This is a genomic window from Streptomyces sp. NRRL S-455, assembly GCF_000717875.1.
Lineage (GTDB): Bacteria > Actinomycetota > Actinomycetes > Streptomycetales > Streptomycetaceae > Streptomyces.
In genome coordinates this window covers 151,806-175,645 of sequence record NZ_JOCT01000005.1, presented here as the reverse complement: position 1 = coordinate 175,645, position 23,840 = coordinate 151,806, and the positions used below count along the sequence as shown (strand labels likewise).

19 protein-coding genes and 1 riboswitch are annotated in these 23,840 nt (G+C 71.8%); of the genes, 10 read left to right on the top strand and 9 right to left on the bottom strand.

What is annotated here, in order from left to right:
• Positions 1 to 98: 98 nt before the first annotated feature.
• The 4 genes from IE97_RS0110270 to IE97_RS0110255 all read right to left on the bottom strand — a co-directional run bounded on the left by IE97_RS0110270 (position 99) and on the right by IE97_RS0110255 (position 4,815).
• On the bottom strand, positions 99 to 779 hold the full coding sequence (locus tag IE97_RS0110270; protein WP_030235255.1) for a response regulator: 681 nt from the start codon (positions 777 to 779) through the stop codon (positions 99 to 101).
• Complete coding sequence (locus IE97_RS0110265) at positions 779 to 2,449, bottom strand: ATP-binding protein (RefSeq protein ID WP_030235252.1); 1,671 nt, start codon at positions 2,447 to 2,449, stop codon at positions 779 to 781. The genes IE97_RS0110270 and IE97_RS0110265 overlap by 1 nt, the downstream gene beginning before the upstream one ends.
• Before the next feature lie 98 nt (positions 2,450 to 2,547).
• A complete protein-coding gene (locus tag IE97_RS0110260) occupies positions 2,548 to 3,492 on the bottom strand; it encodes a sucrase ferredoxin (RefSeq protein ID WP_030235249.1) in 945 nt (314 codons plus the stop codon).
• 54 nt (positions 3,493 to 3,546) lie between these two features.
• The gene (locus tag IE97_RS0110255; protein WP_030235246.1) at positions 3,547 to 4,815 is read right to left on the bottom strand and encodes a citrate synthase; all 1,269 of its coding nucleotides are present in this window, start codon (positions 4,813 to 4,815) and stop codon (positions 3,547 to 3,549) included.
• 110 nt (positions 4,816 to 4,925) lie between these two features.
• Here IE97_RS0110255 and IE97_RS0110250 point away from each other — a divergent pair, with 110 nt between their 5' ends.
• Positions 4,926 to 6,086 carry a citrate synthase/methylcitrate synthase gene (locus IE97_RS0110250; protein WP_030235243.1) on the top strand — a complete coding sequence of 387 codons (1,161 nt, stop codon included), beginning with the start codon at positions 4,926 to 4,928 and terminating at the stop codon, positions 6,084 to 6,086.
• A 148-nt stretch (positions 6,087 to 6,234) separates the two neighbouring features.
• Positions 6,235 to 7,308 (top strand): CobW family GTP-binding protein, encoded by a 1,074-nt coding sequence (locus IE97_RS0110245; RefSeq protein ID WP_030235240.1) that lies wholly within the window; start codon positions 6,235 to 6,237, stop codon positions 7,306 to 7,308.
• Here IE97_RS0110245 and IE97_RS0110240 read toward each other — a convergent pair.
• Positions 7,305 to 9,761, bottom strand: coding sequence for a DNA gyrase/topoisomerase IV subunit A (locus IE97_RS0110240; RefSeq protein WP_030235236.1), 2,457 nt, complete (start codon positions 9,759 to 9,761; stop codon positions 7,305 to 7,307). The genes IE97_RS0110245 and IE97_RS0110240 overlap by 4 nt on opposite strands.
• 315 nt (positions 9,762 to 10,076) lie before the next feature.
• Here IE97_RS0110240 and IE97_RS0110235 point away from each other — a divergent pair, with 315 nt between their 5' ends.
• From IE97_RS0110235 to IE97_RS0110220, 4 genes are all read left to right on the top strand, one after another.
• Positions 10,077 to 11,453 carry a M16 family metallopeptidase gene (locus tag IE97_RS0110235; RefSeq protein ID WP_051704914.1) on the top strand — a complete coding sequence of 459 codons (1,377 nt, stop codon included), beginning with the start codon at positions 10,077 to 10,079 and terminating at the stop codon, positions 11,451 to 11,453.
• Positions 11,450 to 12,838 (top strand): M16 family metallopeptidase, encoded by a 1,389-nt coding sequence (locus tag IE97_RS0110230; RefSeq protein ID WP_030235229.1) that lies wholly within the window; start codon positions 11,450 to 11,452, stop codon positions 12,836 to 12,838. Before IE97_RS0110235 ends, IE97_RS0110230 begins: the two co-directional genes overlap by 4 nt.
• Before the next feature lie 190 nt (positions 12,839 to 13,028).
• Positions 13,029 to 13,194: riboswitch (cyclic di-AMP (ydaO/yuaA leader) on the top strand.
• Positions 13,195 to 13,206: 12 nt separating this feature from the next.
• A complete protein-coding gene (locus tag IE97_RS0110225; protein ID WP_030235226.1) occupies positions 13,207 to 14,007 on the top strand; it encodes a M23 family metallopeptidase in 801 nt (266 codons plus the stop codon).
• Positions 14,008 to 14,195: 188 nt separating this feature from the next.
• Positions 14,196 to 14,891 carry a GntR family transcriptional regulator gene (locus IE97_RS0110220; protein ID WP_030235223.1) on the top strand — a complete coding sequence of 232 codons (696 nt, stop codon included), beginning with the start codon at positions 14,196 to 14,198 and terminating at the stop codon, positions 14,889 to 14,891.
• A 146-nt stretch (positions 14,892 to 15,037) separates the two neighbouring features.
• On the opposite strand, the gene IE97_RS0110215 is transcribed toward IE97_RS0110220, so the two are convergent.
• Positions 15,038 to 15,319: an HPr family phosphocarrier protein gene (locus tag IE97_RS0110215; protein ID WP_030235221.1), complete on the bottom strand. Its 282-nt coding sequence runs from the start codon at positions 15,317 to 15,319 to the stop codon at positions 15,038 to 15,040.
• 179 nt (positions 15,320 to 15,498) lie between these two features.
• Between IE97_RS0110215 and IE97_RS0110210 the strand changes: the two genes are divergently transcribed.
• From IE97_RS0110210 to IE97_RS0110195, 4 genes are read left to right on the top strand one after another with little or no spacing between them, the layout of a single operon-like run.
• Complete coding sequence (locus tag IE97_RS0110210; RefSeq protein WP_030235216.1) at positions 15,499 to 18,324, top strand: bifunctional GNAT family N-acetyltransferase/acetate--CoA ligase family protein; 2,826 nt, start codon at positions 15,499 to 15,501, stop codon at positions 18,322 to 18,324.
• Positions 18,325 to 18,375: 51 nt separating this feature from the next.
• Positions 18,376 to 18,963 carry a DUF5998 family protein gene (locus tag IE97_RS0110205; RefSeq protein ID WP_030235213.1) on the top strand — a complete coding sequence of 196 codons (588 nt, stop codon included), beginning with the start codon at positions 18,376 to 18,378 and terminating at the stop codon, positions 18,961 to 18,963.
• Complete coding sequence (locus IE97_RS0110200; protein WP_030235210.1) at positions 18,963 to 20,159, top strand: alkaline phosphatase family protein; 1,197 nt, start codon at positions 18,963 to 18,965, stop codon at positions 20,157 to 20,159. Before IE97_RS0110205 ends, IE97_RS0110200 begins: the two co-directional genes overlap by 1 nt.
• Before the next feature lie 43 nt (positions 20,160 to 20,202).
• Positions 20,203 to 20,850, top strand: a complete 648-nt coding sequence (locus tag IE97_RS0110195; protein ID WP_030235207.1) for a thymidine kinase — start codon at positions 20,203 to 20,205, stop codon at positions 20,848 to 20,850.
• A 142-nt stretch (positions 20,851 to 20,992) separates the two neighbouring features.
• Here IE97_RS0110195 and IE97_RS0110190 read toward each other — a convergent pair whose 3' ends face one another.
• The 3 genes from IE97_RS0110190 to IE97_RS0110180 form a co-directional block, all read right to left on the bottom strand.
• Complete coding sequence (locus IE97_RS0110190; protein ID WP_030235204.1) at positions 20,993 to 22,006, bottom strand: EcsC family protein; 1,014 nt, start codon at positions 22,004 to 22,006, stop codon at positions 20,993 to 20,995.
• Between the two features lie 150 nt (positions 22,007 to 22,156).
• Positions 22,157 to 22,765 (bottom strand): hypothetical protein, encoded by a 609-nt coding sequence (locus IE97_RS39595; protein WP_051704908.1) that lies wholly within the window; start codon positions 22,763 to 22,765, stop codon positions 22,157 to 22,159.
• Between the two features lie 279 nt (positions 22,766 to 23,044).
• Positions 23,045 to 23,671 (bottom strand): hypothetical protein, encoded by a 627-nt coding sequence (locus IE97_RS0110180; RefSeq protein WP_234324081.1) that lies wholly within the window; start codon positions 23,669 to 23,671, stop codon positions 23,045 to 23,047.
• Positions 23,672 to 23,840 lie beyond the last annotated feature (169 nt).

The window sequence follows — 23,840 nt, the reverse complement described above, 5'->3', positions numbered from 1 at the left end:
CGGGCGGCGCAGCCGGCGACTCCAGACGGCTGGACAGGCGGGCCGCTCGGCCGGCCCACCGGCGCTCAGAACGGCTCGAGATCATTCACGGGAAGGCCTCAGGTGCGGGTCGCCCACACGTAACGGTGTTCCGGGCGGCCCGCGTCGCCGTACTTGAGGGTCAGCCTGGCCCGTCCCGTGCGTTCCAGCAGCTTCAGGTACCGCTGGGCGGTCTGGCGGCTCACCCCGGTCCGCTCGGCGATCTCCTGGGCGGACAGCGGCCCGTCGGCGTTCATCAGGGACTGGCGGACCAGTTCCGCGGTGGTGGGGGAGTGGCCCTTGGGCAGGTCGGGCTCCGACGATGCCGACAGCGCACCGAAGATGCGGTCCACCTCGGCCTGCTCGGCTTCCCCACCGCCGTCGAGCGTGCGGCGCAGCTCCGCGTACGCCTCCAGCTTGGCGCGCAGGCCGGCGAAGGCGAACGGTTTGACCAGGTACTGCAGCGCGCCGTGTCGCATCGCCGCCTGCACGGTGGACACGTCCCGGGCCGCCGTCACCATGATCACGTCGGTCTGGTGGCCGCGCCGCCGCATCTCCTGGACGACCGCGAGCCCTGTCTGGTCGGGCAGGTAGTGGTCCATGAGCACCAGGTCCAGCCGGGGCAGCGTCTCCAGCCGGCGCAGGGCGTCCGCGGCGGTGTGGGCCTCCCCGGCCACATGGAAGCCCGGCACCTTCTCGACGTAGGCGGCGTTGACCCGCGCGACCCTGGTGTCGTCGTCCACGACCAGGACCTCGATCATCACGACTCCTCCTTGGCGGTCTGCGGAGCTGACGGCACGGCCAGGGCCGGTTCCGGGCCGGGGGCGGCCAGCGCCTCGGGCAGGACGACGGTGAACTCCGCGCCTCCGCCGTGCGCCTCGTCCACGGTCGCGTTGCCTCCCTGCCGCTCGGCGAACCTGCGCACCAGGGACAGCCCGATGCCCCGTTCACGGTGCGCCGGCGGCTTCTTCGTGGACCATCCCTCGGTGAAAACCAGCTCCCGGTGTTCCGGCGGGACGCCCGGCCCCGTGTCGCGCACCCTGAGGATCGCCGTACGCCCCTCGGCGCGCAGTTCGACCTCCACGCGCGCGTGCGGCTTGCCGGCGACCGCGTCGAGGGCGTTGTCCACCAGGTTGCCGACGACGGTGACGAGTCCTCGGGGATCGATCAGCCGGTCGGGCAGCCGGGTCCGGTCCGACACCCACAGGGTGACGCCCCGCTCGGCCGCGACGGTCGTCTTGCCGACCAGCAGGGCGGCGAGCAGCGGGTCCTCGATCCGCTCGGCGACCTGTTCGGCGGTGGCCCGGTGGTCACCGACCACCTCGCCGACGAACTCGACGGCGTCGTCGTACATCTCCAGCTCGAGGAGCCCCAGGAGCGTGTGCATACGGTTGGCGTGTTCGTGGTCCTGGGCGCGCAGGGCGTCGATCAGACCGCGGGTCGAGTCGAGCTCGCGGCCCAGCTGCTCCAGCTCGGTGCGGTCGCGCAGCGTGGCCACGGCGCCGCCGTCGTCGGTGGGCATGCGGTTGGCGACCAGCACCCGCTGACCGCGGACGGTGAGCAAATCCGTGCCGGTCACGCGCCCGGCCAGCACGTCGGCGGTGCGGCCCGTGCCGAGCGCCTCGTCGGGGGAGGAGCCCACCGCGGTGTCCCCGATGCCCAGCAGGCGCTGCGCCTCGTCGTTGAGGAGGCGGATGCGGCCGGCGCGGTCCAGGGCGACGACGCCCTCCCGGATGCCGTGCAGCATCGCCTCGCGTTCCGACAGCAGCGCCGCGATGTCCGAGAAGGCGAGGTCCCTGGTCTGCCGGTGGACCCGCCGGGAGATGAGCCACGCGGCCAGCGCGCCGACGGCCAGGGCACCGCCGGCGTAGGCGAACAGCCCCGGGATCGCGTGGACCAGCCGGGCCCGGACGCTGTCGTAGGCGATACCGACCGAGACGGCGCCGACGACCCTGCCGTCGCTGTCGCGCAGTGGCACCTTGCCGCGGGCGGAGCGGCCCAGCGTGCCGCTGTCGATCTCCATGACCTCCTTGCCGGCCAGCGCCTGGCCGGGATCGGTCGAGACGATGCCGCCGATCTGCTCGCGGTCCGGGTGCGACCAGCGGACGCCCCGCCAGTCCATCACCACGATGTACTCGGCCTTGGTGGCCTTCCGGATCCGCTCGGCCTCCCGCTGCACCGGACCGTTCGGCGACGGAGCGGTGTCCCGCAGGTCCTCCGCGAGGCCGGGCTGCTGTGCGGTCGTCTGCGCGATCGCGAGCGCGCGGCGCATCGCCTGGTCGTCGAGCTGATCGCCGAGGGGCGCGAGGAACAGCCCGGTCGCGAGGACCGCGACTCCCGCGGCGATGGCCACCTGCATCAGCAACACCTGCGAGAACACCCGCCGGGGCATGCCGAGACGCAGGCGGCGTGCGGGAGGAGTGGGGCTCATACCCAAGACCGTACGTGGGGCTGCCCACCTGCCGAAACGGGTGTGAGGCGGATCTCTTGATCAATGCTTGAGCGGACGCGCCGGAGCCCGGGCCCCGGTCAGCTCGCGAGGGCGGTGGTCACCCTCACCTCACGGATCGCCACCACGTCCATCCGGGCGGGCGATCCGAGGACCGCCGCCCCGCAACTCTCCGGACGGGGCGGCAGGGCCGCCCCCTGGGCGACGCTCACCTGCCAGCGGCGCCCGTCGCAGTGAGCTACCGTCACCTCCCAGCGCGGGGCCGCACCGGTCGTCCGTACGACGCTCAGCGCTTCCGCGGCGGATTCGCCGGTCCTCTCACGCACGGCGAGTTCGGCGGCCTGACCGGGTCGTTCCCAGGCCGAGCCGCCCCGGCACCCCTCCATGACGATCCGCCCCTCGCGCGCACCGAGCAGGACCTCTTTGAGGGTGTGGGCCTGGGCCCTGCCGTAGGCGTATCCGTACGGCAGCACCAGGACCGTCGGGGAGAAGCGGTGACCGCCCAGATGGGTGACCTCCCAGACGCCCTCGACGCCGGACGTGGCGAGTTCGGCAGCGAGGGGCCGGCCGAGGAGGGCGCAGCAGCGGTCGCGTTTGCCGTTGGTGCAGACGAGGGCGAGCGGATCGCCGTCGTGGGGCCGGCCGCCGAGCACGGCCCCGAAGGAGCGGTGGTCGCCCCGGCCGAGGGCGGCGAAGTCGAGATCGAGCAGCTGCCCGGGGTCCGAGGTCGTGGCGGCGTGCAGCCACACGTTCCCCGGGACGGTGTGGGCGACGTACACCCGGCGTGCCGCGGGCATCCGGCGGTCCGCGTGGCGTCCGGGGCGCCGGATGAGCACGATCCGTACGCCCGTGTCCTTCGCGGCCGCCTCAAGGGCACGGCCCAGCGCGGGGTCCAGGTGGCTCGAGGTGAGCGCCTTGGCACCCCAGGGGCCGGGCTGTTCCAGCAACAGCCAGGTCCTCGCGGTGGCCGCGGTTCCCGAAACGGGCTCGTCGAGGTCCCGGGAGACACTTGAGCACGTACTCACAGAGGTGAGCCTAACCTGAGTTGGCTCGCGGTGGCCTCCGGCCCCCGCCCGGTGCTACTCCGGCAGTGGCTGGGGCGGCTTCGGACCCGTGTAAAGACCGCTCGGACGCATGCGCAGGGGGCGTTCGCCGTACTCCTCCAGGGCGTGTGCGATCCAGCCGGCCGTACGGGACACGGCGAAGATCGTCTCGCCCGCGGTCGAGGGCATGCCGCAGGAGGCGGTGAGCACGGCGAGCGCCAGGTCGACATTGGCGTGCAGCGGGGTGTGGCGGGCGGTGGTCTCGACGATGTCGCGGGCCGCGAGGAGGGCGGGCTCCGCGCGCGGGATCCGCTCCAGGAGGGTGAAGAGGGCACGCGCGCGTGGGTCCTCGCCCGGGTAGAGGCGGTGACCGAGTCCCGGGATGCTCCGGCCGGCCCGCAACTCCTCCGCGATGACGGGCGCGGCGTCGCCCCGGTCGAGCACGTCGAGGAGCAACCGGTGGGCATGCCCGCTCGCCGCGCCGTGCAGCGGCCCCTCGATCACGCCGAGCCCGGCGGAGACCGCCGCGTAGGCGTGGGCACGGGCCGACGCGGCGACGCGCACCGCGAGCGTGGAGGCGGCCAGGTCGTGGTCGGCGAGGAGGGCGAGGGTCGCGTCCAGGGCACGCAGCGACGGCTCGTCGGGCTCCCGCCCGGACAGCCGGGTCCAGAGGCGGTGCGCCAGGGGGCCCTCGTCGCGGCGGTCGTGTCCCGCCGGCGGCAGGGCGGCGACGAGCGTGGGGATGAGGCTGCGCGCCGTGCCGAGCACGGCGTCCTCCGACAGGTCGAAGCGCAGGGGGTCGGCGGTCGCCGCGGCGATCGTCGCGACGCGCAAGAGGTCGGTGGGCGCGGCGTGTCCGGGCAGCGCGCTGACGGCGCGGCGGGCGACGGCGACGGAGGCGGCGGGTGCGGTGAAGGCGGAGTCCGGGCGCAGCTTGCCGGTCCACAGCCACTCGGCGACCTCCTCGTAGGTGTGCCCGGTGGCCAGGTCGACCGCGTCGACACCGCGGAAGTAGTAGCGGTCGCTCTCGATGAGCGTGATGCACGTCCGTACCGACAACTCGCCCCCGGAGCCGGAGCCGGAGCCGGAGCCGCCGGCGCTCTCCCGCCTGTTGCGCCGGGCCAGTGCCTCGACCTCCCCGGCGTCGAACGTGCTGCTCCGGCCGCCCGGCACCCGCCGGCTGCTGAGCTGGCCGCGGCTCACGTACGCGTACACGGTCTCCGGCTTCACGCCGAGCAGCTCGGCGGCTTCCTTGGTGCTCAGCCGCCGTTCCGCGTCGGGTGGGGCGGACTCTTGATCGCGCATATGGGTCACCGTATCCGCCTGGCGGACCATTGATTGATGTATTGATTCAATCAATATTGACAGGAATAAAGTCAACCATGGACAGTCTAATCAAGTCCAGGGAGGTAGACGTGTCCGTCAACAGGTCCGCAGCCGCACTCGTCGACGCACCACGGGGACTCGCCGGTGTCGTCGTCACCGACACCCGCATCGGTGACGTCCGTGGTCTCGAGGGCTTTTACCACTACCGCCAGTACTCCGCCGTGGACCTCGCGCGGACCCGCTCCTTCGAGGACGTCTGGCATCTGCTCGTGCAGGGCGAACTCCCGGACCCCGGGCGGAGCGCGGCCTTCGCGGCCGAAACCGCCGAGCTGCGGAGGCTGCCCGACGAGGTGCGGGCGGCCCTGCCGGCCATCGCGGCGGCCGGCGGGCGCTCCGGCCCGCTCGCCGGGATGCGTACGGCGCTGTCGCTGCTCGGCGCCGCGAAGAGCTTCAGCCCCGTGTACGACACGGACACCGCCCGGCGTCGGCAGGACACTCTCGAGGCCACCGCGGCCGTACCCACGCTGCTCACCGCCCTGCACCGGCTGGGGAAAGGACTCGAGCCGGTCGCGCCGCGCGAGGACCTGTCGTACGCGGCGAACTACCTCTACATGCTGACGGGTTCGGTCCCCACGGAGCGGCACGCGCGGGCGATCGAGCAGTACCTGATCTCAACCATTGATCATGGATTCAATGCGTCAACCTTCACCGCCCGGGTGATCGCGTCGACGGGCGCGGACGTGGCGGCGTGCCTCGCCGGCGCGGTGGCCGCGCTGTCGGGGCCGCTCCATGGCGGTGCGCCCAGCCGGGCACTGGACACCCTGGACGCGATCGGCACCCCGGACCGGATCGACTCCTGGGTGCGTCAGCGGGTGCTCGCCGGTGAGCGCATCATGGGCTTCGGGCATGCGATCTACCGCACGGAGGACCCGCGCTCCCGGATGCTGCGGGAGGTCGCCCAGGGGTTCGGCGGCCCGCGGGTCGACTTCGCGGTCGAGGTCGAGCGGCACGTCGAGGCGATCCTGGCGGAGCTGAAGCCGGGCCGTGAGCTCCACACCAACGTCGAGTACTACGCGGGTGTGGTCATGGAACTCTGCGGCCTGCCCCGCGAGATGTTCACGCCGACGTTCGCCGCCGGGCGCGTGGTGGGCTGGAGCGCCAACATCCTGGAACAGGCGGAGGATACGAAGATCATCAGGCCGGTGGCACGGTACGTGGGGCCGGAGGCGCCGGTACCGGTGCCGGCCTGAGGCACGGCGGCGCGGCCCCCACGAGTGCCACTGACGACCGTTCACTCTTCGCGGCTCTCATGGCTCGTATCCTGGCTCGGCATCCCATCCTCGTACGTGTGCCGGGAACCCGAGCCGGTGCACCCGTCGGCATGAGAGAGGTCGCACGGTGAGCCACCCGAGCCCGAAACCGCGGCAGATCCCGGTCGTCGTCCTGGCCGGATTCCTCGGCTCGGGAAAGACCACACTGCTCAACCACCTGCTCCACCGCAGCGGCGGCAGCCGCATCGGCGCCATCGTCAACGACTTCGGGGCCATCGAGATCGACGCCATGGCCGTGGCCGGAGCACTCGGCGACTCGACGGTCTCGCTCGGCAACGGATGCCTGTGCTGTGCCGTCGACGCGAGCGAACTGGACGAGTACCTGGAGCGCCTCGCGGACCCCTCACTCGGTATCGACGTCATCGTCATCGAGGCCAGCGGGCTGGCCGAGCCGCAGGAACTCGTACGGATGGTGCTCGCCAGCGAGCATCCGGGGATCGTGTACGGCGGTCTTGTCGAGGTCGTCGACGCCGCCGAGTTCGACGACACCCGGTCCAGGCATCCCGAGATCGACCGGCACCTCGCGCTGGCCGACCTCGTCGTGGTCAACAAGGCAGACCGGGCGGCGGACGGTGAACGCGTCCTCGGGCTGGTCCGCTCCCTCGTCGACCGCGCCGCCGTCGTACCGGCCACCTACGGCCGCATCGACCCCGAGTTCCTCTTCGACTGCCGGCCGAGTGAGGAGCGCATCGGCCAGCTGTCCTTCGACGACCTGCACGAGCACGGCGGGGACGGCCACAAGGGCCACGACGGCCATGCGGGGCATCTGCACACCGGCTACGACAGCCTGTCGTTCGTCTCACGGGAGCAGCCCCTCGACCCGCGCCGGCTGATGGAGTTCCTCGACAGCCGGCCGGAGGGGCTGTACCGGATCAAGGGCTATGTCGACTTCGGGCCGTACGACGTCCGGAACCGCTACGCCGTCCACGCCGTCGGGCGGTTTCTGCGCTTCTACCCGGAGCCCTGGCCGGCCGGCGGCGAACGCCTCACCCAGCTGGTCCTCATCGGCTCCGGCATCGACGTCTCGGCCCTCGACAAGGGACTCGACTCGTGCCGGAGCGACGCCCCCCACGCCGACGAGCACGGCATGTGGGGCGTCCTGCGGTTCGTCCAGGGCTCGGAGGAGGAGCCGGCGGTCTAGACCGGGCCCGCCACCATCGCCACCGTCTTCGCCAGGGACACGCCCGAGCCGTCCCGGCGCGGGTCCATCTCCGGGAGGTCGGCCGGCGTGCCGTTCTTCTGCGCGGCGAGGGCCGGGGCAGGGCCGGCCCAGGCCAGGGACAGGCAGTCCTCACCCTTCAGGAACCGCTGGCAACGCACGCCGCCGGTGGCCCGGCCCTTGCGCGGGTACTGGTCGAATGGGGTCAGCTTGGCCGTCGTCTGGACGGAGTCGTCCAGCGTGCCCCGCGAGCCCGCCACGGTGAAGACGACGGCGTCCGCCGCCGGATCCACCGCGGTGAAGGAAATGACCTTCGCGCCCTCGGCGAGCTTGACGCCCGCCACACCGCCCGCCGGGCGGCCCTGGGGACGCACCACCGAGGCCTGGAAGCGCAGCAGCTGGGCGTCGTCGGTGATGAAGACCAGGTCCTCCTCGCCCGTGCGCAGCTCCACCGCGCCGACGATCCGGTCGCCCTCCTTGAGGGTGATCACCTCCAGCTCCTCCTTGTGGGACGGATAGTCCGGCACCACACGCTTGACCACGCCCTGTTCCGTGCCCAGCGCCAGGCCGGGCGACGACTCGTCGAGGGTGGTCAGGCAGACGACCGTCTCGTCGTCCTCCAGGGAGACGAACTCGGCCAGCGGGGCACCTCCCGCGAGGTTCGGCGTCGGCATCGACTCCGGCAGCTGGGGCAGGTCGATCACGTTCAGCCGCAGCAGCCGGCCCGCCGAGGTGACCGCGCCGATCTCGCCGCGGGCGGTGGCCGGTACCGCCGAGACGATCACGTCGTGCTTGACGCGCTTGGCTCCGGCGGAGTCCGCGAACGGCTCGCCGTTCGCCGTGCGGGCCAGCAGACCCGTCGAGGACAGCAGCACGCGGCACGGGTCGTCGGCCACCTGGAGCGGCACGGCGGCGACCGGGGCACCGCCCGACTCCAACAGGACCGTACGCCGGTCGGTGCCGAACTTCTTGGCGACCGTGGCCAGTTCGGAGGAGACCAGCTTGCGCAGCTCCGCGTCCGAGTCGAGGATCCGGGTCAGCTCCTCGATCTCCGCGTTGAGCCGGTCCTTCTCCGCCTCCAGCTCGATGCGGTCGTACTTGGTCAGGCGGCGCAGCGGCGTGTCGAGGATGTACTGCGTCTGGACCTCACTCAGCGAGAACTGCTCCATCAGGCGCTGCTTCGCCTGCGCCGAGTTCTCGCTGGAGCGGATGAGGCGGATGACCTCGTCGATGTCCAGCAGGGCCGTCAGCAGACCCTCGACCAGGTGCAGCCGGTCTCGCTTCTTGCCGCGGCGGAACTCCGACCGCCGCCGCACGACGTTGAAACGGTGGTCGAGATAGACCTCGAGCAGCTCCTTCAGACCCAGCGTGAGCGGCTGGCCGTCGACCAGGGCCACGTTGTTGATGCCGAAGGACTCCTCCATCGACGTCAGCTTGTACAGCTGCTCCAGGACCGCCTCCGGCACGAAGCCGTTCTTGATCTCGATGACCAGGCGCAGGCCGTGCTCACGGTCGGTGAGGTCCTTGACGTCGGCGATGCCCTGCAGCTTCTTCGAACCGACCAGGTCCTTGATCTTGGCGATGACCTTCTCCGGGCCGACCGTGAAGGGCAGCTCGGTGACGACGAGGCCCTTGCGGCGGGCCGTCACCTGCTCCACCGACACGGTCGCCCGGATCTTGAACGTGCCGCGGCCCGACTCGTACGCGTCCCGGATGCCGGAGAGTCCGACGATGCGGCCGCCCGTGGGCAGGTCCGGGCCCGGTACGTGCTTCATCAGGGCGTCGAGGTCCGCGTTCGGGTGCCTGATCAGGTGGCGGGCGGCGGCGATGACCTCGCGCAGGTTGTGCGGCGGCATGTTCGTGGCCATGCCGACCGCGATGCCCGACGCGCCGTTGACCAGGAGGTTCGGGAAGGCGGCGGGCAGCGCCACCGGTTCCCGCTCCTGACCGTCGTAGTTCGGGTTGAAGTCGACGGTGTCCTCGTCGATCGACTCCGTCATCAGACTCGTCGCCTCGGCCATCCGGCACTCGGTGTACCGCATGGCGGCCGGCGGGTCGTCGTTGCCCAGCGAGCCGAAGTTGCCGTGGCCGTCGACCAGGGGGACGCGCATCGAGAAGGGCTGGGCCATGCGCACGAGGGCGTCGTAGATCGACGCGTCGCCGTGCGGGTGCAGCTTGCCCATCACCTCGCCGACGACACGGGCGCACTTGACGTAGCCGCGCTCGGGGCGCAGCCCCATCTCGTTCATCTGGTAGACGATGCGGCGGTGCACCGGCTTGAGGCCGTCGCGGGCGTCGGGCAGGGCACGGGAGTAGATGACCGAGTACGCGTACTCGAGGAAGGAGCCCTGCATCTCGTCGACGACGTCGATGTCGAGGATCCTCTCCTCGTACGAGTCGTCGGGCGGCGGGTTCTTCGTGCTGCGGCGGGCCATCGCTGCCGGCTCCTCCTGTTACTGGTCGCTCGCCTGCGGGGCGTTCATGCCGGCCCCCGGGCGAGCTGATGCTGCTGCGATCCGGATCTGACGCCGACCATTGTGGACCGCCGCACTGACAACCGGGGACCAGGACCCGGATCCGGACCTGGCGGCGCCGTCCGGCACGGTCGCGGCCGGACACGTCGTCCCGCTCCGCGCGAACGCCCGCCGGGAACTTCACCAGGCCCTCGCGCGCTTGCATACAGTGGCAGGACTCGGCAGGAAAACCGCGGTTTGATCAACCGCTTCGCGATCGAAGGGACGTACATGCCCATGGGTCACACGGCCACAGCCCAGGCAGGCTCCGGGGGCCTGACAGCGACCGAGCACCGCCTGGCCAACGGCCTGCGCGTGGTGCTCTCCGAGGACCACCTGACCCCGGTCGCGGCGGTGTGCCTCTGGTACGACGTCGGCTCGCGCCACGAAGTCAAGGGCCGTACCGGCCTGGCTCACCTTTTCGAGCACTTGATGTTCCAGGGTTCCGCCCAGGTGAAGGGCAACGGCCACTTCGAGCTCGTCCAGGGCGCCGGCGGCTCGCTGAACGGCACCACCAGCTTCGAGCGGACCAACTACTTCGAGACCATGCCCGCCCACCAGCTGGAGCTGGCCCTCTGGCTGGAGGCCGACCGCATGGGCTCCCTGCTGGCCGCCCTCGACGACGAGTCGATGGAGAACCAGCGGGACGTCGTCAAGAACGAGCGCCGCCAGCGCTACGACAACGTCCCCTACGGCACCGCCTTCGAGAAGCTGACCGCCCTCGCCTACCCGGAGGGCCACCCCTACCACCACACCCCGATCGGCTCGATGGCCGACCTGGACGCGGCGACCCTGGAGGACGCGCGCGCGTTCTTCCGCACCTACTACGCGCCGAACAACGCCGTGCTCTCCGTGGTCGGTGACATCGACCCGGAGCAGACCCTGGCCTGGGTCGAGAAGTACTTCGGCTCCATTCCCGGTCACGACGGCAAGCCGGCCCCGCGTGACGGCTCGCTGCCGGAGATCATCGGCGAGCAGCTGCGCGAGGTCGTCGAGGAGGAGGTCCCGGCGCGTGCCCTGATGGCCGCCTACCGGCTGCCGCAGGACGGCACGCGCGAGTGCGACGCGGCCGACCTCGCCCTCACCGTCCTCGGCGGCGGCGAGTCCTCCCGCCTCTACAACCGCCTCGTCCGGCGGGACCGTACGGCCGTGGCGGCCGGCTTCGGCCTGCTGCGGCTCGCGGGAGCGCCCTCCCTGGGCTGGCTGGACGTGAAGACGTCCGGTGACGTGGAGGTGCCGGTCATCGAGACCGCCATCGACGAGGAGCTCGCCCGGTTCGCCGAGGAGGGCCCCACGGCCGAGGAGATGGAGCGCGCCCAGGCCCAGTTGGAGCGCGAGTGGCTGGACCGGCTCGGCACGGTCGCGGGCCGTGCCGACGAACTGTGCCGGTACGCCGTGCTGTTCGGCGACCCGCAGCTCGCCCTGACCGCCGTGCAGCGCGTGCTGGAGGTCACGGCGGAGGAGGTCCAGGAGGTCGCCAAGGCCCGCCTGCGGCCCGACAACCGCGCGGTGCTCGTCTACGAGCCCGTCGCCGACGAGGACGCCGAGAGCGACGCGACAGACGCGGACACCGCAGCCGCGGCCGGAGACGAGAACGAGGAGGCGGCCAAGTGACCGAGCTCGCCACGATGGACTTCCACCCCCAGCCGCAGGCGGGCGCCGCCAAGCCGTGGGCCTTCCCGGCCCCCGAGCGCGGCACGCTCGACAACGGCCTGACGGTGCTGCGCTGCCACCGCCCCGGCCAGCAGGTCGTCGCCGTGGAGGTGCTGCTGGCCGCACCCCTGGAGGCCGAGCCGGCCGGCCTGGACGGGGTGGCCACGATCATGGCCCGGGCCTTCTCCGAGGGCACCGACAAGCACTCCGCCGAGGAGTTCGCCGCCGAGCTGGAGCGCGCCGGCGCCACCCTCGACGCGCACGCCGATCACCCCGGCGTCCGGCTCAGCCTGGAGGTGCCGGCCTCCCGGCTCGCCAAGGGACTCGGCCTGATCGCCGACGCCCTCAGGGCACCCGCGTTCGCCGACAGCGAGGTCGAGCGGCTGGTCCGCAACCGCCTCGACGAGATCCCGCACGAGCTGGCCAACCCGTCGCGGCGCGCCGCCAAGGAGCTCTCCAAGGAGCTCTTCCCGGCGGACTCACGCATGTCGCGGCCCCGGCAGGGCACCGAGGAGACGGTCGCCGCGATCGACTCCGCGGCCGTACGCGGCTTCTACGAGAAGCACGTCAGGCCCGCCACGGCCACCGCCGTGGTCGTCGGCGACCTCACCGGTGTCGACCTCGACGCGCTGCTCGGGGACACGCTGGGCTCGTGGACCGGCTCCTCGGCCGAGCCGCGCCCGGTGCCGCCGGTGACCGCCGACGACACGGGCCGGGTCGTGATCGTGGACCGGCCGGGCGCCGTCCAGACGCAGCTGCTGATCGGCCGCATCGGCGCGGACCGGCACGACCGTGTGTGGCCCGCGCAGGTGCTCGGCACGTACTGCCTGGGCGGCACCCTCACCTCCCGCCTGGACCGCGTCCTGCGTGAGGAGAAGGGCTACACCTACGGGGTGCGGGCGTTCGCCCAGGTCCTCAGGTCCGCCCCGGACGGGACCGGCGCCGCGATGCTCGCCATCAGCGGTTCCGTGGACACGCCCAACACCGGCCCGGCGCTTCAGGACCTGTGGACGGTGCTGCGCACCCTCGCCGCCGAGGGACTGACCGACGCCGAGCGGGACGTCGCCGTGCAGAACCTGGTCGGCGTGGCGCCGCTGAAGTACGAGACGGCGGCGGCCGTCGCGTCCACGCTGGCCGACCAGGTCGAGCAGCACCTGCCCGACGACTACCAGGCCACGCTGTACCGGCAGCTCGCCGCGACCGGCACGGTGGAAGCCACCGCGGCGGCCGTCAGCGCCTTCCCGGTGGACCGTCTGGTGACCGTCCTCGTCGGTGACGCGGCGCAGATCAAGGGCCCGGTCGAGGCCCTGGGCATCGGCGAAGTCACGGTCGTCGCCGCCGAGTAGGGGCACACGCGTAGGGGCCCTGGTTGTCTTCTTAGGCACCAGGGCTCCTTTATGCCCGAATTGATACGGGAGTTGCCCGTCTGCCCTGTGGGATGCACTACAAAAGCGGCGATCCGTTTGGGAATTGAAAGTGGCCCCGCTTAGCGTCGTCCGGGCTGTTCGTCAGGCAGTGCGCCGCAACCGCGGCACCGGACAGTCATCGCCGAGTCCCCATACGGCGCGAGCCAGGGGAGCCGGGGACCCAACCGCAGTCCCTGGGGTGAATCGGACGCCCGCGCGCACCGCGAGGGGGTCCGTAGGAGACCTTCCTGCTCCGAACCCGTCAGCTAACCCGGTAGGCGAGAGGGAAGGAAAGGATCAGCCACTCCATGGCGTTCACGCGCGCCACCGGGAAGCACCGTCGTCCCAGCCGTATCCAGCGCCGTACGGCCCGCGCCGCGGGCGTCGCGGCCCTCGCCACCACCGGTGTCATCGGCACCGTGGCGGCTCCGGCGGCCATGGCGGCGGAGCCCGCAGCCGAGCAGACCGGCCTCACCCCGGTCGTCACCATGGGCGACACCGTGGCCCATCAGATCGACGCCCAGGCCGCCGCCCAGAAGCAGGCCGCCGAGGAGGCCGCCGCCAAGAAGAAGGCCGAGGAGGCCGCGCGCAAGCGGGCCGCCGAACTCGCCGAGAAGGCCAAGAAGGCGGCCGAGCAGGCGGCCGAGGAGGCCCGCGAGGCCAAGGAGCGTGCCGCCCGCGAGGCCGAGCGCAAGCGCCTCGGCAGCTACGTGTCCCCGATCTCCGGCTCGTACGTCTCCACCGGCTACCAGACCAGCAGCGGCCTGTGGTCCTCCGGCAGCCACACCGGCGTCGACTTCCACGCCGCCACCGGCACCTCCGTCCGCGCGGTCGGCATGGGCACGGTCGTCGAGGCCGGCTGGGGCGGCTCCTACGGCAACCAGGTCGTGATCAAGATGAACGACGGGACATACACCCAGTACGGCCACCTGTCGTCCGTCGGCGTCTCGGTCGGCCAGCAGGTCACCCCCGGCCAGCAGATCGGCCTGTCCGGCGCCACCGGCAACGTCACCGGCCCGCACCTGCACTTCGAGGCCCGCACGAGCCCCGAGTACGGCTCCGACATCGACCCCGTCGCCTACCTCCGCTCGCACGGCGTGAACGTCTGACGGCACACCGTTTCGGATTCCCGAAGCCCCGGCTCCCCGAGCCGGGGCTTTCGGTGTTTGCCACGGCCCACTGTCCAAAAAATATCCATGGATTCCCACCTGCCGTCGGAAATCCGGGCTGATTGCAATAGAGTCACGGAACACGCGTCACTCCTCGACGTTTCACGGGGATTAAACGGAGGTCGGTCATGCGTATTCCCGCGCACTCGGTGTGCACGGCCATCCGGGACGACATCGTCGCGGGTGTCTACGAACGCGGCAGCCGGCTGACCGAGGAACTCCTCGCGCGCCGCTACGGCGTCTCGCGCGTCCCCGTCCGGGAGGCCCTGCGCACCCTGGAGGCCGAGGGCTTCGTGGTGACCCGGCGGCACGCGGGCGCCTGCGTCGCCGAACCCACCGAGCAGGAGGCCGCCGACCTGCTGGAGATGCGCATGCTGCTGGAGCCGCTCGGTGCCGCCCGGGCCGCCCAGCGCCGCACCGAGGCCCATCTGAAGGTCCTGCGCGGACTGGTCCGGCTCGGGCAGGAGCGTGCCCGCCGGGGCAACAGCGACGACCTGCGCTCTCTGGGCGGCTGGTTCCACGAGACGCTGGCACAGGCATCCGGCAGTCCGGCGCTGACCTCGATGCTCACCCAGCTGCGCCACAAGATCGCCTGGATGTACGCCGTGGAGGTGCCGGACAGTCCCATGGAGTCCTGGACCGAGCACGGCGCGATCGTCGACGCGGTGGCGCGCGGCGACGGCGAGCGCGCGCGGGCGGTCACGGCGCGGCACACCGAGCGCGCGACGGCCGCGCACCGACTGCGTTTCGGTTCCACCGGGGAGCGCGCCGAGCGTGTGAGGAACTCGCAACATTCCGTAAACACGGCGAGCCTGCGGCATTAACACAAGAGCCGTATACAAAGAGCAGCTAATTCGCGGGGGATTATTTCTGCTGCCCGCAATCCGGGAATTCGCCGAAAAGGCGAAGGGCCCGCCCGATGAATCGGGCGAGCCCTTCAGGGTGCGCCGGGTCCGGCGCGGAGAAAAACTCAGACGGTCTCGGGAAGTTCCTCGAGACCCTCGGAGACCAGCTTCGCGAGCCGGTCGAGAGCGGCGTCCGCGCCCTCGGCGTCGGAGGCGAGGACGATCTCCTCGCCGCCCTGTGCGCCGAGGCCGAGAACGGCCAGCATGGAGGCCGCGTTCACGGGGGTGCCGCCTGCCTTGGCGATCGTCACCGGGACGCCTGCGGCCGTGGCGGCTCGGACGAAGATGGAGGCGGGGCGGGCGTGGAGGCCCTCGGCCCAGCCGACGTTGACGCGGCGCTCAGCCATGTGTTGCTGCCCTTCGGTGTTCAGGGTTGTCTAGACCAGTTTCCCACAGCGTGAAGTTGTACCGGGGCGGTCCTCGAGGGACCGCCCCGGGGTGCCGTCGGGTCGCGGCCTCGACCCGGCTGACGCCCTCCGGAGACCGTCTCGCGCCGTTGCCGGACACGAGCCGTACTCTGGGGCCCATGCAGACCTCGCCGGACCGGCACGAGTATCCCGCCCACTGGGAAGCCGACGTGGTGCTGCGCGACGGTGGCACCGCGCGCGTCCGGCCCATCACCGTTGATGACGCCGAGCGCCTGGTCAGCTTCTATGAGCAGGTCTCCGACGAGTCGAAGTACTACCGCTTCTTCGCGCCGTACCCTCGCCTGTCCGCCAAGGACGTCCACCGCTTCACGCACCACGACTTTGTGGACCGGGTGGGACTCGCGGCCACAGTGGGCGGCGAGTTCATCGCCACCGTACGCTACGACCGGATCGGCCCGGACGGAATACCCGCGTCCGCACCCGCCGACGAGGCCGAGGTCGCCTTCCTGGTGCAGGACGCCCACCAGGGCCGCGGCGTCGCCTCCGCCCTCCTCGAACACATCGCCGCCGTGGCCCGCGAGCGCGGCATCCGCCGCTTCGCCGCCGAGGTGCTGCCCGCCAACACCAAGATGATCAAGGTGTTCACGGACGCCGGGTACACCCAGAAGCGCAGCTTCGAGGACGGCGTCGTCCGTCTGGAGTTCGACCTCGAACCCACCGACCGCTCCCTCGCCGTGCAGTACGCGCGCGAACACCGCGCCGAGGCACGCTCCGTGCAGCGGCTGCTCGCGCCCGGCTCGGTCGCCGTCATCGGCGCCGGACGCAACCCCGGCGGCGTGGGCCGCAGCGTTCTCGGCAACATCCGCGACGCCGGGTTCACGGGCCGCCTCCACGCCGTGAACAAGGCCCTCCCCGAGGGGCAGAGGGAACTCGACGGGGTGCCCGCCCACCGCTCGGTCCGCGACATCGACGGCCCGGTCGACCTGGCGGTCGTCGCCGTACCCGCCGAGCACGTCCCCGAGGCCGTCACCGAGTGCGGCGAACACGGCGTACAGGGTCTCGTCGTCATCTCCGCCGGGTACGCCGACAGCGGCCCCGAGGGCCGTGAACGCCAGCGCGCCCTCGTGCGGCACGCGCGCACCTACGGCATGCGGATCATCGGGCCGAACGCCTTCGGCCTCATCAACACCTCCCCGGAGGTGCGGCTCAACGCCTCCCTCGCCCCCGAGATGCCGCGCCCCGGCCGGATCGGACTCTTCGCCCAGTCCGGCGCCATCGGCATCGCCCTGCTGTCCCGGCTGCACCGGCGCGGCGGCGGCGTCACGGGTGTGACCGGCGTCTCCACCTTCGTCTCCTCCGGCAACCGGGCCGACGTCTCCGGCAACGACGTCCTCCAGTACTGGCACGAGGACCCCGACACCGACGTCGTCCTCATGTACCTGGAGTCCATCGGCAACCCCCGCAAGTTCGCCCGCCTCGCCCGCCGGACCGCCGCGGCGAAACCGCTGGTCGTGGTCCAGGGTGCCCGGCACGGCGCCGCCCCCCAGGGGCACGCGGTACGGGCGACCCGGCTGCCGCACGCGACCGTCTCGGCGCTGCTGCGCCAGGCCGGCGTCATCCGGGTCGACACCATCACCGACCTGGTGGACGCGGGCCTGCTGCTCGCCCGCCAGCCCCTGCCCGCCGGTCCCCGGGTGGCGATCCTCGGCAACTCCGAGTCGCTCGGCCTGCTCACCTACGACGCGTGCCTCGCCGAGGGGCTGCGGCCGCATCCCCCGCTCGACCTGACCACGGCGGCATCGGCGGCGGACTTCCACGCGGCCCTGTCCCGGGCGCTGGCGGACGACTCGTGCGACGCGGTGGTCGTCACCGCCATACCGGCGGTGGGGGAGGGGTCGATCGGGGACGCGGCCCTCGCCGAGGCGCTCCGCTCCGCGGCGGCCGCGGCTCCGGCCAAGCCGGTCCTGGTCGTCCACGTGGAGCTCGGCGGCCTGGCCGAGGCCCTGTCGGCAGCGGCCAGCACGGCACCACAGGCCGGGACGGACAATCCGCCGCAAAACAGCCCCGACGCCCCTCAAGTCCCGTCCCATCCGACGCCCGCCGAAGAACCCCCCGACGGCACCCACCTCATCCCCGCCTATCCCGCCGCCGAACGTGCTGTACGGGCCCTCGCCCAGGCCGTCACCTACGCCCAGTGGCGACGCGACGCCGCCGAGCCCGGCAAGGTGCCCGAGTACGAGGACATCGACGTCAGGGGCGCCGCCACGCTGATCGACGGGCTCCTCGCGCGCGGGAAGGGCTTCACGCTCGGCGCGGGCGAGACCTGCGACCTGCTCGGCCACTACGGCGTCCACGTCCACCGCACCCTGCCCGCCCCGACCCCCGACGCCGCCGCCGAGGCCGCCCGCGGCCTCGGCTACCCCGTGGCCCTCAAGGCCACCGCCCCGCACCTGCGGCACCGCGCCGACCTGGGCGGCGTACGCCTCGACCTCGCGGACGAGGACCAACTGCGACGCGCGTACGCGGAGTTGACGGAACTGTTCGGCACGCCGGACGAGCTGCGCCCGGTGGTACAGCGGATGGCGCCGCGCGGCGTGGACGTCGTCGTACGGGCCGTCATCGACCCCGCGGCCGGAGCCGTGCTCTCCTTCGGGCTCGCCGGAGCCGCCTCCCAGCTGCTCGGGGACACCGCCCACCGGCTGATCCCGGTCACCGACAAGGAGGCGACCTCGCTGGTGCGGTCGATCCGCACGGCACCCCTGCTGTTCGGCTGGCGCGGCTCCGCACCGGCCGACACCCGTGCCCTGGAGGAGCTGCTGCTGCGGGTGTCCCGGCTGGTCGACGACCATCCCGAGGTGGTCGCGGTCACCCTGGAGCCGGTCGTCGTCGCCTCGCACGGCCTGAGCGTCCTGGGCGCCTCCGTCCGCCTGGCCCCACCGCCCGCCCGCGACGACCTCGGCCCGCGGACCCTCCCCGCGTACTGACAGGGGGCGAGCTGTCCCTCGCAGTCAGTGGTCCCCCGTAGGATGGGCCTCATGGCCAAGACCAGTACGACGACCCAGGGGCTGCGGGCGGCGATCGAGCGCAGCGGCTACTACCCGGCCCTCGTGGCCGAGGCGGTGGAGGCCGCGGTGGGCGGCGATCCCATCCGGTCGTACCTGGTCCACCAGGAGACGACGTTCGACCAGAACGAGGTCCGGCGCCATGTGACGGTGCTCGTCCTCACGGACCACCGCTTCATCGTCAGCCACACCGACGAACAGGCCGCCGACAGCACCTCCCCGACGCCGTATGCCACCACGTCCACGGAGTCCGTGAAGCTCGGGCGCATCTCCTCGATCGTGGTCAGCCGCGTGGTCGCCAACCCGGAGTCGTACAAGCCGGGCACCCTGCCCCGCGAGGTCGTCCTCACCATCGGCTGGGGCGCCGTCTCCCGCATCGACCTGGAGCCGGCCGCCTGCGGCGACCCCAACTGCGAGGCGGACCACGGCTACACCGGCAACTCGACGGCGGACGACCTCAGCCTGCGCGTCAGCGAGGCCGGGGACGGGCCGGAGACCGTGCGCCAGGCACTCGCCTTCGCGCAGGCCCTCTCCGAGGCGACCGCGGACACCACCCGCTGATGACACAGCTCCCCACGGCCTGGGACCAGCACCCCGAACCGCTCACCGTCTCCTCCGCGCCGGTCCCCGAATACGGCAGCGGCTCACTCGCCGACCTCCTGCCCACACTGGCCGCGGGCATGGACGTGCCCGGCATGACCGCCGCGATCTCCGAGCTCACCCCCGCCGACCGGAACTGCGTGTTCCTGATCGACGGCCTCGGCTGGGAGCAGCTCAAGGCGCACCCCGAGGACGCCCCCTTCATGACGTCCCTGCTCGCCACCTCGCGCGGCGGCACCGGGCGTCCGCTCACCGCCGGCTACCCGGCGACCACGGCGACCTCCCTCGCCTCCGTCGGCACCGGCCTGCCGCCCGGCGCGCACGGCCTGCCCGGCTACACCGTGCGCAACCCCGACACCGGCGAGCTGATGAACCAGCTGCGCTGGCAGCCGTGGGCCCCGCCCGGCCCCTGGCAGCCCTACCCGACGGTCTTCCAGCTGGCGCACCGGGCGGGCGTGCACGCCGCGCAGGTGTCGTCCCCCACCTTCGAGCACACCCCGCTGACCAAGGTGGCGCTCAGCGGCGGAACGTTCCTCGGGCGGCTCTCCGGCGAGGACCGCGTCGACCTGGCGGCCGAGCAACTCGCCGCCGACGACCGCTCCCTGGTCTACACGTACTTCGCCGAAGTGGACGGCGCCGGCCACCGCTACGGCGTCGACTCCGACACCTGGCGCGGCCAGCTCATGTACGCCGACCGCCTGGTCCAGCGCCTCGCCGAGCAACTGCCGCCGCACAGCGCGCTCTACGTCACCGCCGACCACGGCATGATCGACGTGCCCTTCGACGAGCAGCACCGCATCGACTTCGACGAGGACTGGGAACTGAGCGCCGGAGTCGCCCTGCTCGGCGGCGAGGGCCGCGCCCGGCACGTCTACGCGGTGCCCGGCGCCGCGAACGACGTCCTGACCTGCTGGCGCGAGGTGCTCGGCGAGCAGTTCTGGGTGGCCTCACGCGACGAGGCCATCGCGGCGGGCTGGTTCGGCCCGCACATCGACAAACGGGTCCACGGCCGTATCGGCGACGTCATCGCCGCCGCGCGCGACGACGTCCTGCTCATCGCCTCCCAGCGGGAGCCGAAGGAGTCGGCGATGGTCGGCAACCACGGCTCGATGACCCCTGCCGAGCAGCTGGTCCCCCTGCTCGAAGTACGCTCCTGACGTCCCGCCACCCCCCGCTACACCGAAAGGCGCACAACTCTCCATGCCCGAGCTGGTGTTCTTCTCCGGAACGATGGACTGCGGGAAGTCGACCCTGGCTCTCCAGATCGAGCACAACCGCTCGGCGCGCGGCCTGTCGGGCATGATCTTCTCGCGGGACGACCGCGCGGGCGAGGGCAAGCTGTCGTCGCGGCTGGGCCTGGTCACCGACGCCGTGGAGGTCGAGGACGGCCAGGACCTCTACGCCTACCTCGTCGACCACCTCTCGCACGGCGGCCGCGCGGACTACGTGATCGCCGACGAGGCGCAGTTCCTCGCGCCGGAGCAGATCGACCAGCTCGCGCGCGTGGTGGACGACCTGGGCCTGGACGTGTACGCCTTCGGCATCACGACCGACTTCCGCTCCAAGCTGTTCCCCGGCTCCCAGCGGCTGGTGGAACTGGCCGACCGGGTCGAGGTGCTGCAGGTCGAGGCGCTGTGCTGGTGCGGCGCCCGCGCCACGCACAACGCCCGCACCATAGGCGGTCAGATGGTGGTCGAGGGCGCCCAAGTCGTCGTCGGCGACGTCAACCAGCCCGACGACATCGGCTACGAGGTCCTCTGCCGCCGCCACCACCGCCGCCGTATGACGGCGGCGACGGCCCGCGCGGCGGCCCTGTCCCCGGACGTCCTGCCCATCACTTCGGCCTGACCCCGTCCGGGAGGCGAAGCCGTCCGGCGCCGTGTCTCCTCTGCGACCACGGACCTCGCATTCTCTCGGCAGACCCTCTACCGGCACGTCTCATGTGGGTGGATACCCCGAGAGGCGGCATCGCGGACCCGGCGGCCGTCGCTCACATGGTGTCGGTCTGGGAGTCGTCGTCCCAGTCGGTCGCCAAGGCGGTCGGCAGCGGCAGCCCGTACTTGTCGCACAGGAACCGGGTCTGGCAGTACCGCTGCGCGTCGGCGGCCACCCTGCCGAGGATCGCAGAGTTCATCCCGGCACCGATGAGGACCCCCACGAACGGCACGACCTTGGCCACGTTCTTGACGGGCACCCTTGAGCCCGCTGGGCCCAGCTGTTTCATCAACTTCTCGAGGGCGGCCAGGAGGCGGTGGTCGTTGCGCAGCTTCTGTGACCAGTTCACGCGTCCCTTGACCGCGTCCGCCGCCCGTGCGACGTCGCGCAGCGGCCTGGCTTTGGCCGCCTGGGCCATGAATGACCGTTGGACGAGGCGCTGGATGAAGTCCTGCTCCTTGGGGTCCTTGGCGTCGTAGCCGTAGGAGTACGCGATGCGCGCCGCTATCGACGTGCTCAGGACCTGGACGACGAGGATGTCCGCCGTCATCGCGGTGAGGGTACCGGCGACGGGGACCGTGGCCAGCAGACCCATGGCGCCGCCTTCGACCGCGCCGGTGGTCCGCCACCTGAGGGTGTTGCGGGTCAGCAGCCGGTCGCAGACCTTGAGGTCCTGCTGCCGCAGTTCGGTGAAACTGTCGATCTCAAGGCCCTGCTTGCGGGCGAGGTCCTCAACGCTCTTCGGGTCATTGAGATCCATGGCCTTGTCGTTGACCAGCTCGAGCAACGCCGCCGCGCCCGCGAGCGCCGGTCGCAGGGCCGTGTCGGCGACCGCGTCGCCTGCGCGACGGATGGGCTCCGCGACCGCCTCCGGCACGGCGTCCTTGACCCGTCGTGCGGCGTTTCCCGCGACCTCACCGGTGCGGCCGAGCGCGTTGCTCGCCCAGTTCGGCAGACCACGGCGGTCGTCGCGGCGCTGCCAGTGCTCGTTGAGCGCGACCCATACCTGCCTCTCGTACGCGCTCATCGGGATCGCATCGTCGACGAGTGGGTCGGCGTACGTGCTCATTCGAGGTTCTCCCTTTCGACTGTGATCGCCGGTTCCACGGTGCCCTATCAGCCGACACGTGGGTGAGGTACATCGTTCAGTGACAAGTTCCGAAAGAAGTGGGAATGCAGAAGCCGGAAACCGAGCAATCTCCCAGCGCAGTTTGCCCGTTCAGTCACCGAGAGTGAACGCGAGGCCGCCCGCGCGCAGTTCGTCCTCGGTCTGGGTGAGACCGCCGCGGTGGGAGACCTCGACCGTGTAGAACTTCGAGCCCGGCGTGATGTCGTCGACCGTGAAGGGGAACTCGCAGCCTTGCTCCGTCTTCTCGCCGAAGCCCAGGCTCCCCACGGCGACGAGGGTTCCGGCGGCGTCGGTGACGTTGACCTGGGTGCCGAAGTCGATGTCGGAGTAGCCGCCCGTCCCGGAGCACAGCTCCTCGGACTCCAGACCGGCACCGATCCCGGCGACGGTGAGGGTTCCGTCGGTGCTGAACGGCCCCTCCACGTCCGCGTCCTGCTCGGCTCTCACGGAGGGCGAACCGGTCGTACCGGCCTCGGGTGTGTCGGCCCCGTTGCCACCGGCCAGCGACACCCCTGCCCAGCACGCTCCCACGACGGCGGCGCCGAGCCCGGCCCCGATCGCGAGGACCGTGCCGCGCGACAGCCGCGACCAGAGGGAGACGGAGGCGGACGCTGACTCCGACTCCTCGGGCGCGACCCCGGGTTTCTCGGGAATCGTGCTCGGGGGAGGGGTGTGCGGCTGCTGCTCCGGGACGGGCATCGCGGGACTTCCTTTCGGTACGAAGGGTGAGGTCACGAGGGGGAGCGGTGCGGCGGAGGGCCTGGGGACGCGGGCGGTTGCCGAACTCGGCGGCGGTCCCGTACCCGCCGGTACTCGGCCAGGGCTCCACCCGCCGAGAGCGTGACCCGCGAGGGATATCGGTTACCGGCATGGATGCTGGAGAGAAGAGCCGGGGCGGGCGGTCAGGGGCTCTGCCGGGCCGCCCGCCCCGCGTCCGCCGCGCCCCCCCACGAATGCGGCGGCGTGTGCGACGCCAGGTCAGCCGACCCTGGTCCACTCCTGGCAGCCGTTGGTCTCGAAGTACTCGCCCTTGTTGACCGTCACGCGGCCCTGGCCCTCGAGGTTGTCGTTGGCGATGATCGCCTCGAACTCCCCGGAGGCGTCCTTGGTACGTGCCCAGTAGCAGTTGTCGATGATGCCGTCCTTGTCGGGCCCCGCGGTCTTGTAGGTGCCGGCCTGCATGTCCTCGCCGACGAGGTACTGGCCGTCGCCCTCGACCGTGGTGGCCGGTCCGGACTTCTCGGCGGGCTTCGGGGTGGCCTTGCCCTTCTCGGTGGCCTTGGGGGCCGGTTCCGGTTCACCGGCTTCGGCGGACACGGTCTCGGTGACAGTGGCGGCCGGTGCGGGAGCGGCGGAGTCGTCCTTGCCGCCGGAGTCCCCGTCGCCGCCGATGCCGGCTCCGATCACGAGGGCGACGAGCGCGGTCGCGCCGTGGGTGAGCCATGCCTTGCGGCGCGACGGCTTCGGTCCCGCCGGCATGCCCGCCGGAGGCTGCCCGGCACCGCCCGGCGTGGCGGGCATCGGCGGTACGGCGCCCCAGCTCGGTGCGTTTTCGGAGCCGGAGGGCTGCGGGGTGCTGGGCGGTGTCGAGGGCGGGTTGCTCATCGCGGTGATCCTCCGGTCGGCGTTGTGGCGCGTGGTGGTCACAAGGTGCCCGCCGTTCCGGGGTCGCGGTGATGAGATAGCTGATAACCCGTATTATCAAGTGGGTTTTCCTGTGTCTGGCGACCTCGCTGTAGATTGCTGACGCCTGCCCATGAAGGGGGCGGACCGC

Coding starts and splice junctions, on each gene's coding strand:
- IE97_RS0110255 (WP_030235246.1), bottom strand. CDS start 4,815: ATGCGCGATCAAGAGTCCGCCCCACCCGACGCGGAACGGCGGCTGAGC.
- IE97_RS0110270 (WP_030235255.1), bottom strand. CDS start 779: ATGATCGAGGTCCTGGTCGTGGACGACGACACCAGGGTCGCGCGGGTC.
- IE97_RS0110205 (WP_030235213.1), top strand. CDS start 18,376: ATGGCCAAGACCAGTACGACGACCCAGGGGCTGCGGGCGGCGATCGAG.
- IE97_RS0110225 (WP_030235226.1), top strand. CDS start 13,207: ATGGCGTTCACGCGCGCCACCGGGAAGCACCGTCGTCCCAGCCGTATC.
- IE97_RS0110215 (WP_030235221.1), bottom strand. CDS start 15,319: ATGGCTGAGCGCCGCGTCAACGTCGGCTGGGCCGAGGGCCTCCACGCC.
- IE97_RS0110265 (WP_030235252.1), bottom strand. CDS start 2,449: ATGAGCCCCACTCCTCCCGCACGCCGCCTGCGTCTCGGCATGCCCCGG.
- IE97_RS0110210 (WP_030235216.1), top strand. CDS start 15,499: ATGCAGACCTCGCCGGACCGGCACGAGTATCCCGCCCACTGGGAAGCC.
- IE97_RS39595 (WP_051704908.1), bottom strand. CDS start 22,765: ATGCCCGTCCCGGAGCAGCAGCCGCACACCCCTCCCCCGAGCACGATT.
- IE97_RS0110195 (WP_030235207.1), top strand. CDS start 20,203: ATGCCCGAGCTGGTGTTCTTCTCCGGAACGATGGACTGCGGGAAGTCG.
- IE97_RS0110240 (WP_030235236.1), bottom strand. CDS start 9,761: ATGGCCCGCCGCAGCACGAAGAACCCGCCGCCCGACGACTCGTACGAG.
- IE97_RS0110190 (WP_030235204.1), bottom strand. CDS start 22,006: ATGAGCACGTACGCCGACCCACTCGTCGACGATGCGATCCCGATGAGC.
- IE97_RS0110200 (WP_030235210.1), top strand. CDS start 18,963: ATGACACAGCTCCCCACGGCCTGGGACCAGCACCCCGAACCGCTCACC.
- IE97_RS0110220 (WP_030235223.1), top strand. CDS start 14,196: ATGCGTATTCCCGCGCACTCGGTGTGCACGGCCATCCGGGACGACATC.
- IE97_RS0110180 (WP_234324081.1), bottom strand. CDS start 23,671: ATGAGCAACCCGCCCTCGACACCGCCCAGCACCCCGCAGCCCTCCGGC.
- IE97_RS0110235 (WP_051704914.1), top strand. CDS start 10,077: ATGGGTCACACGGCCACAGCCCAGGCAGGCTCCGGGGGCCTGACAGCG.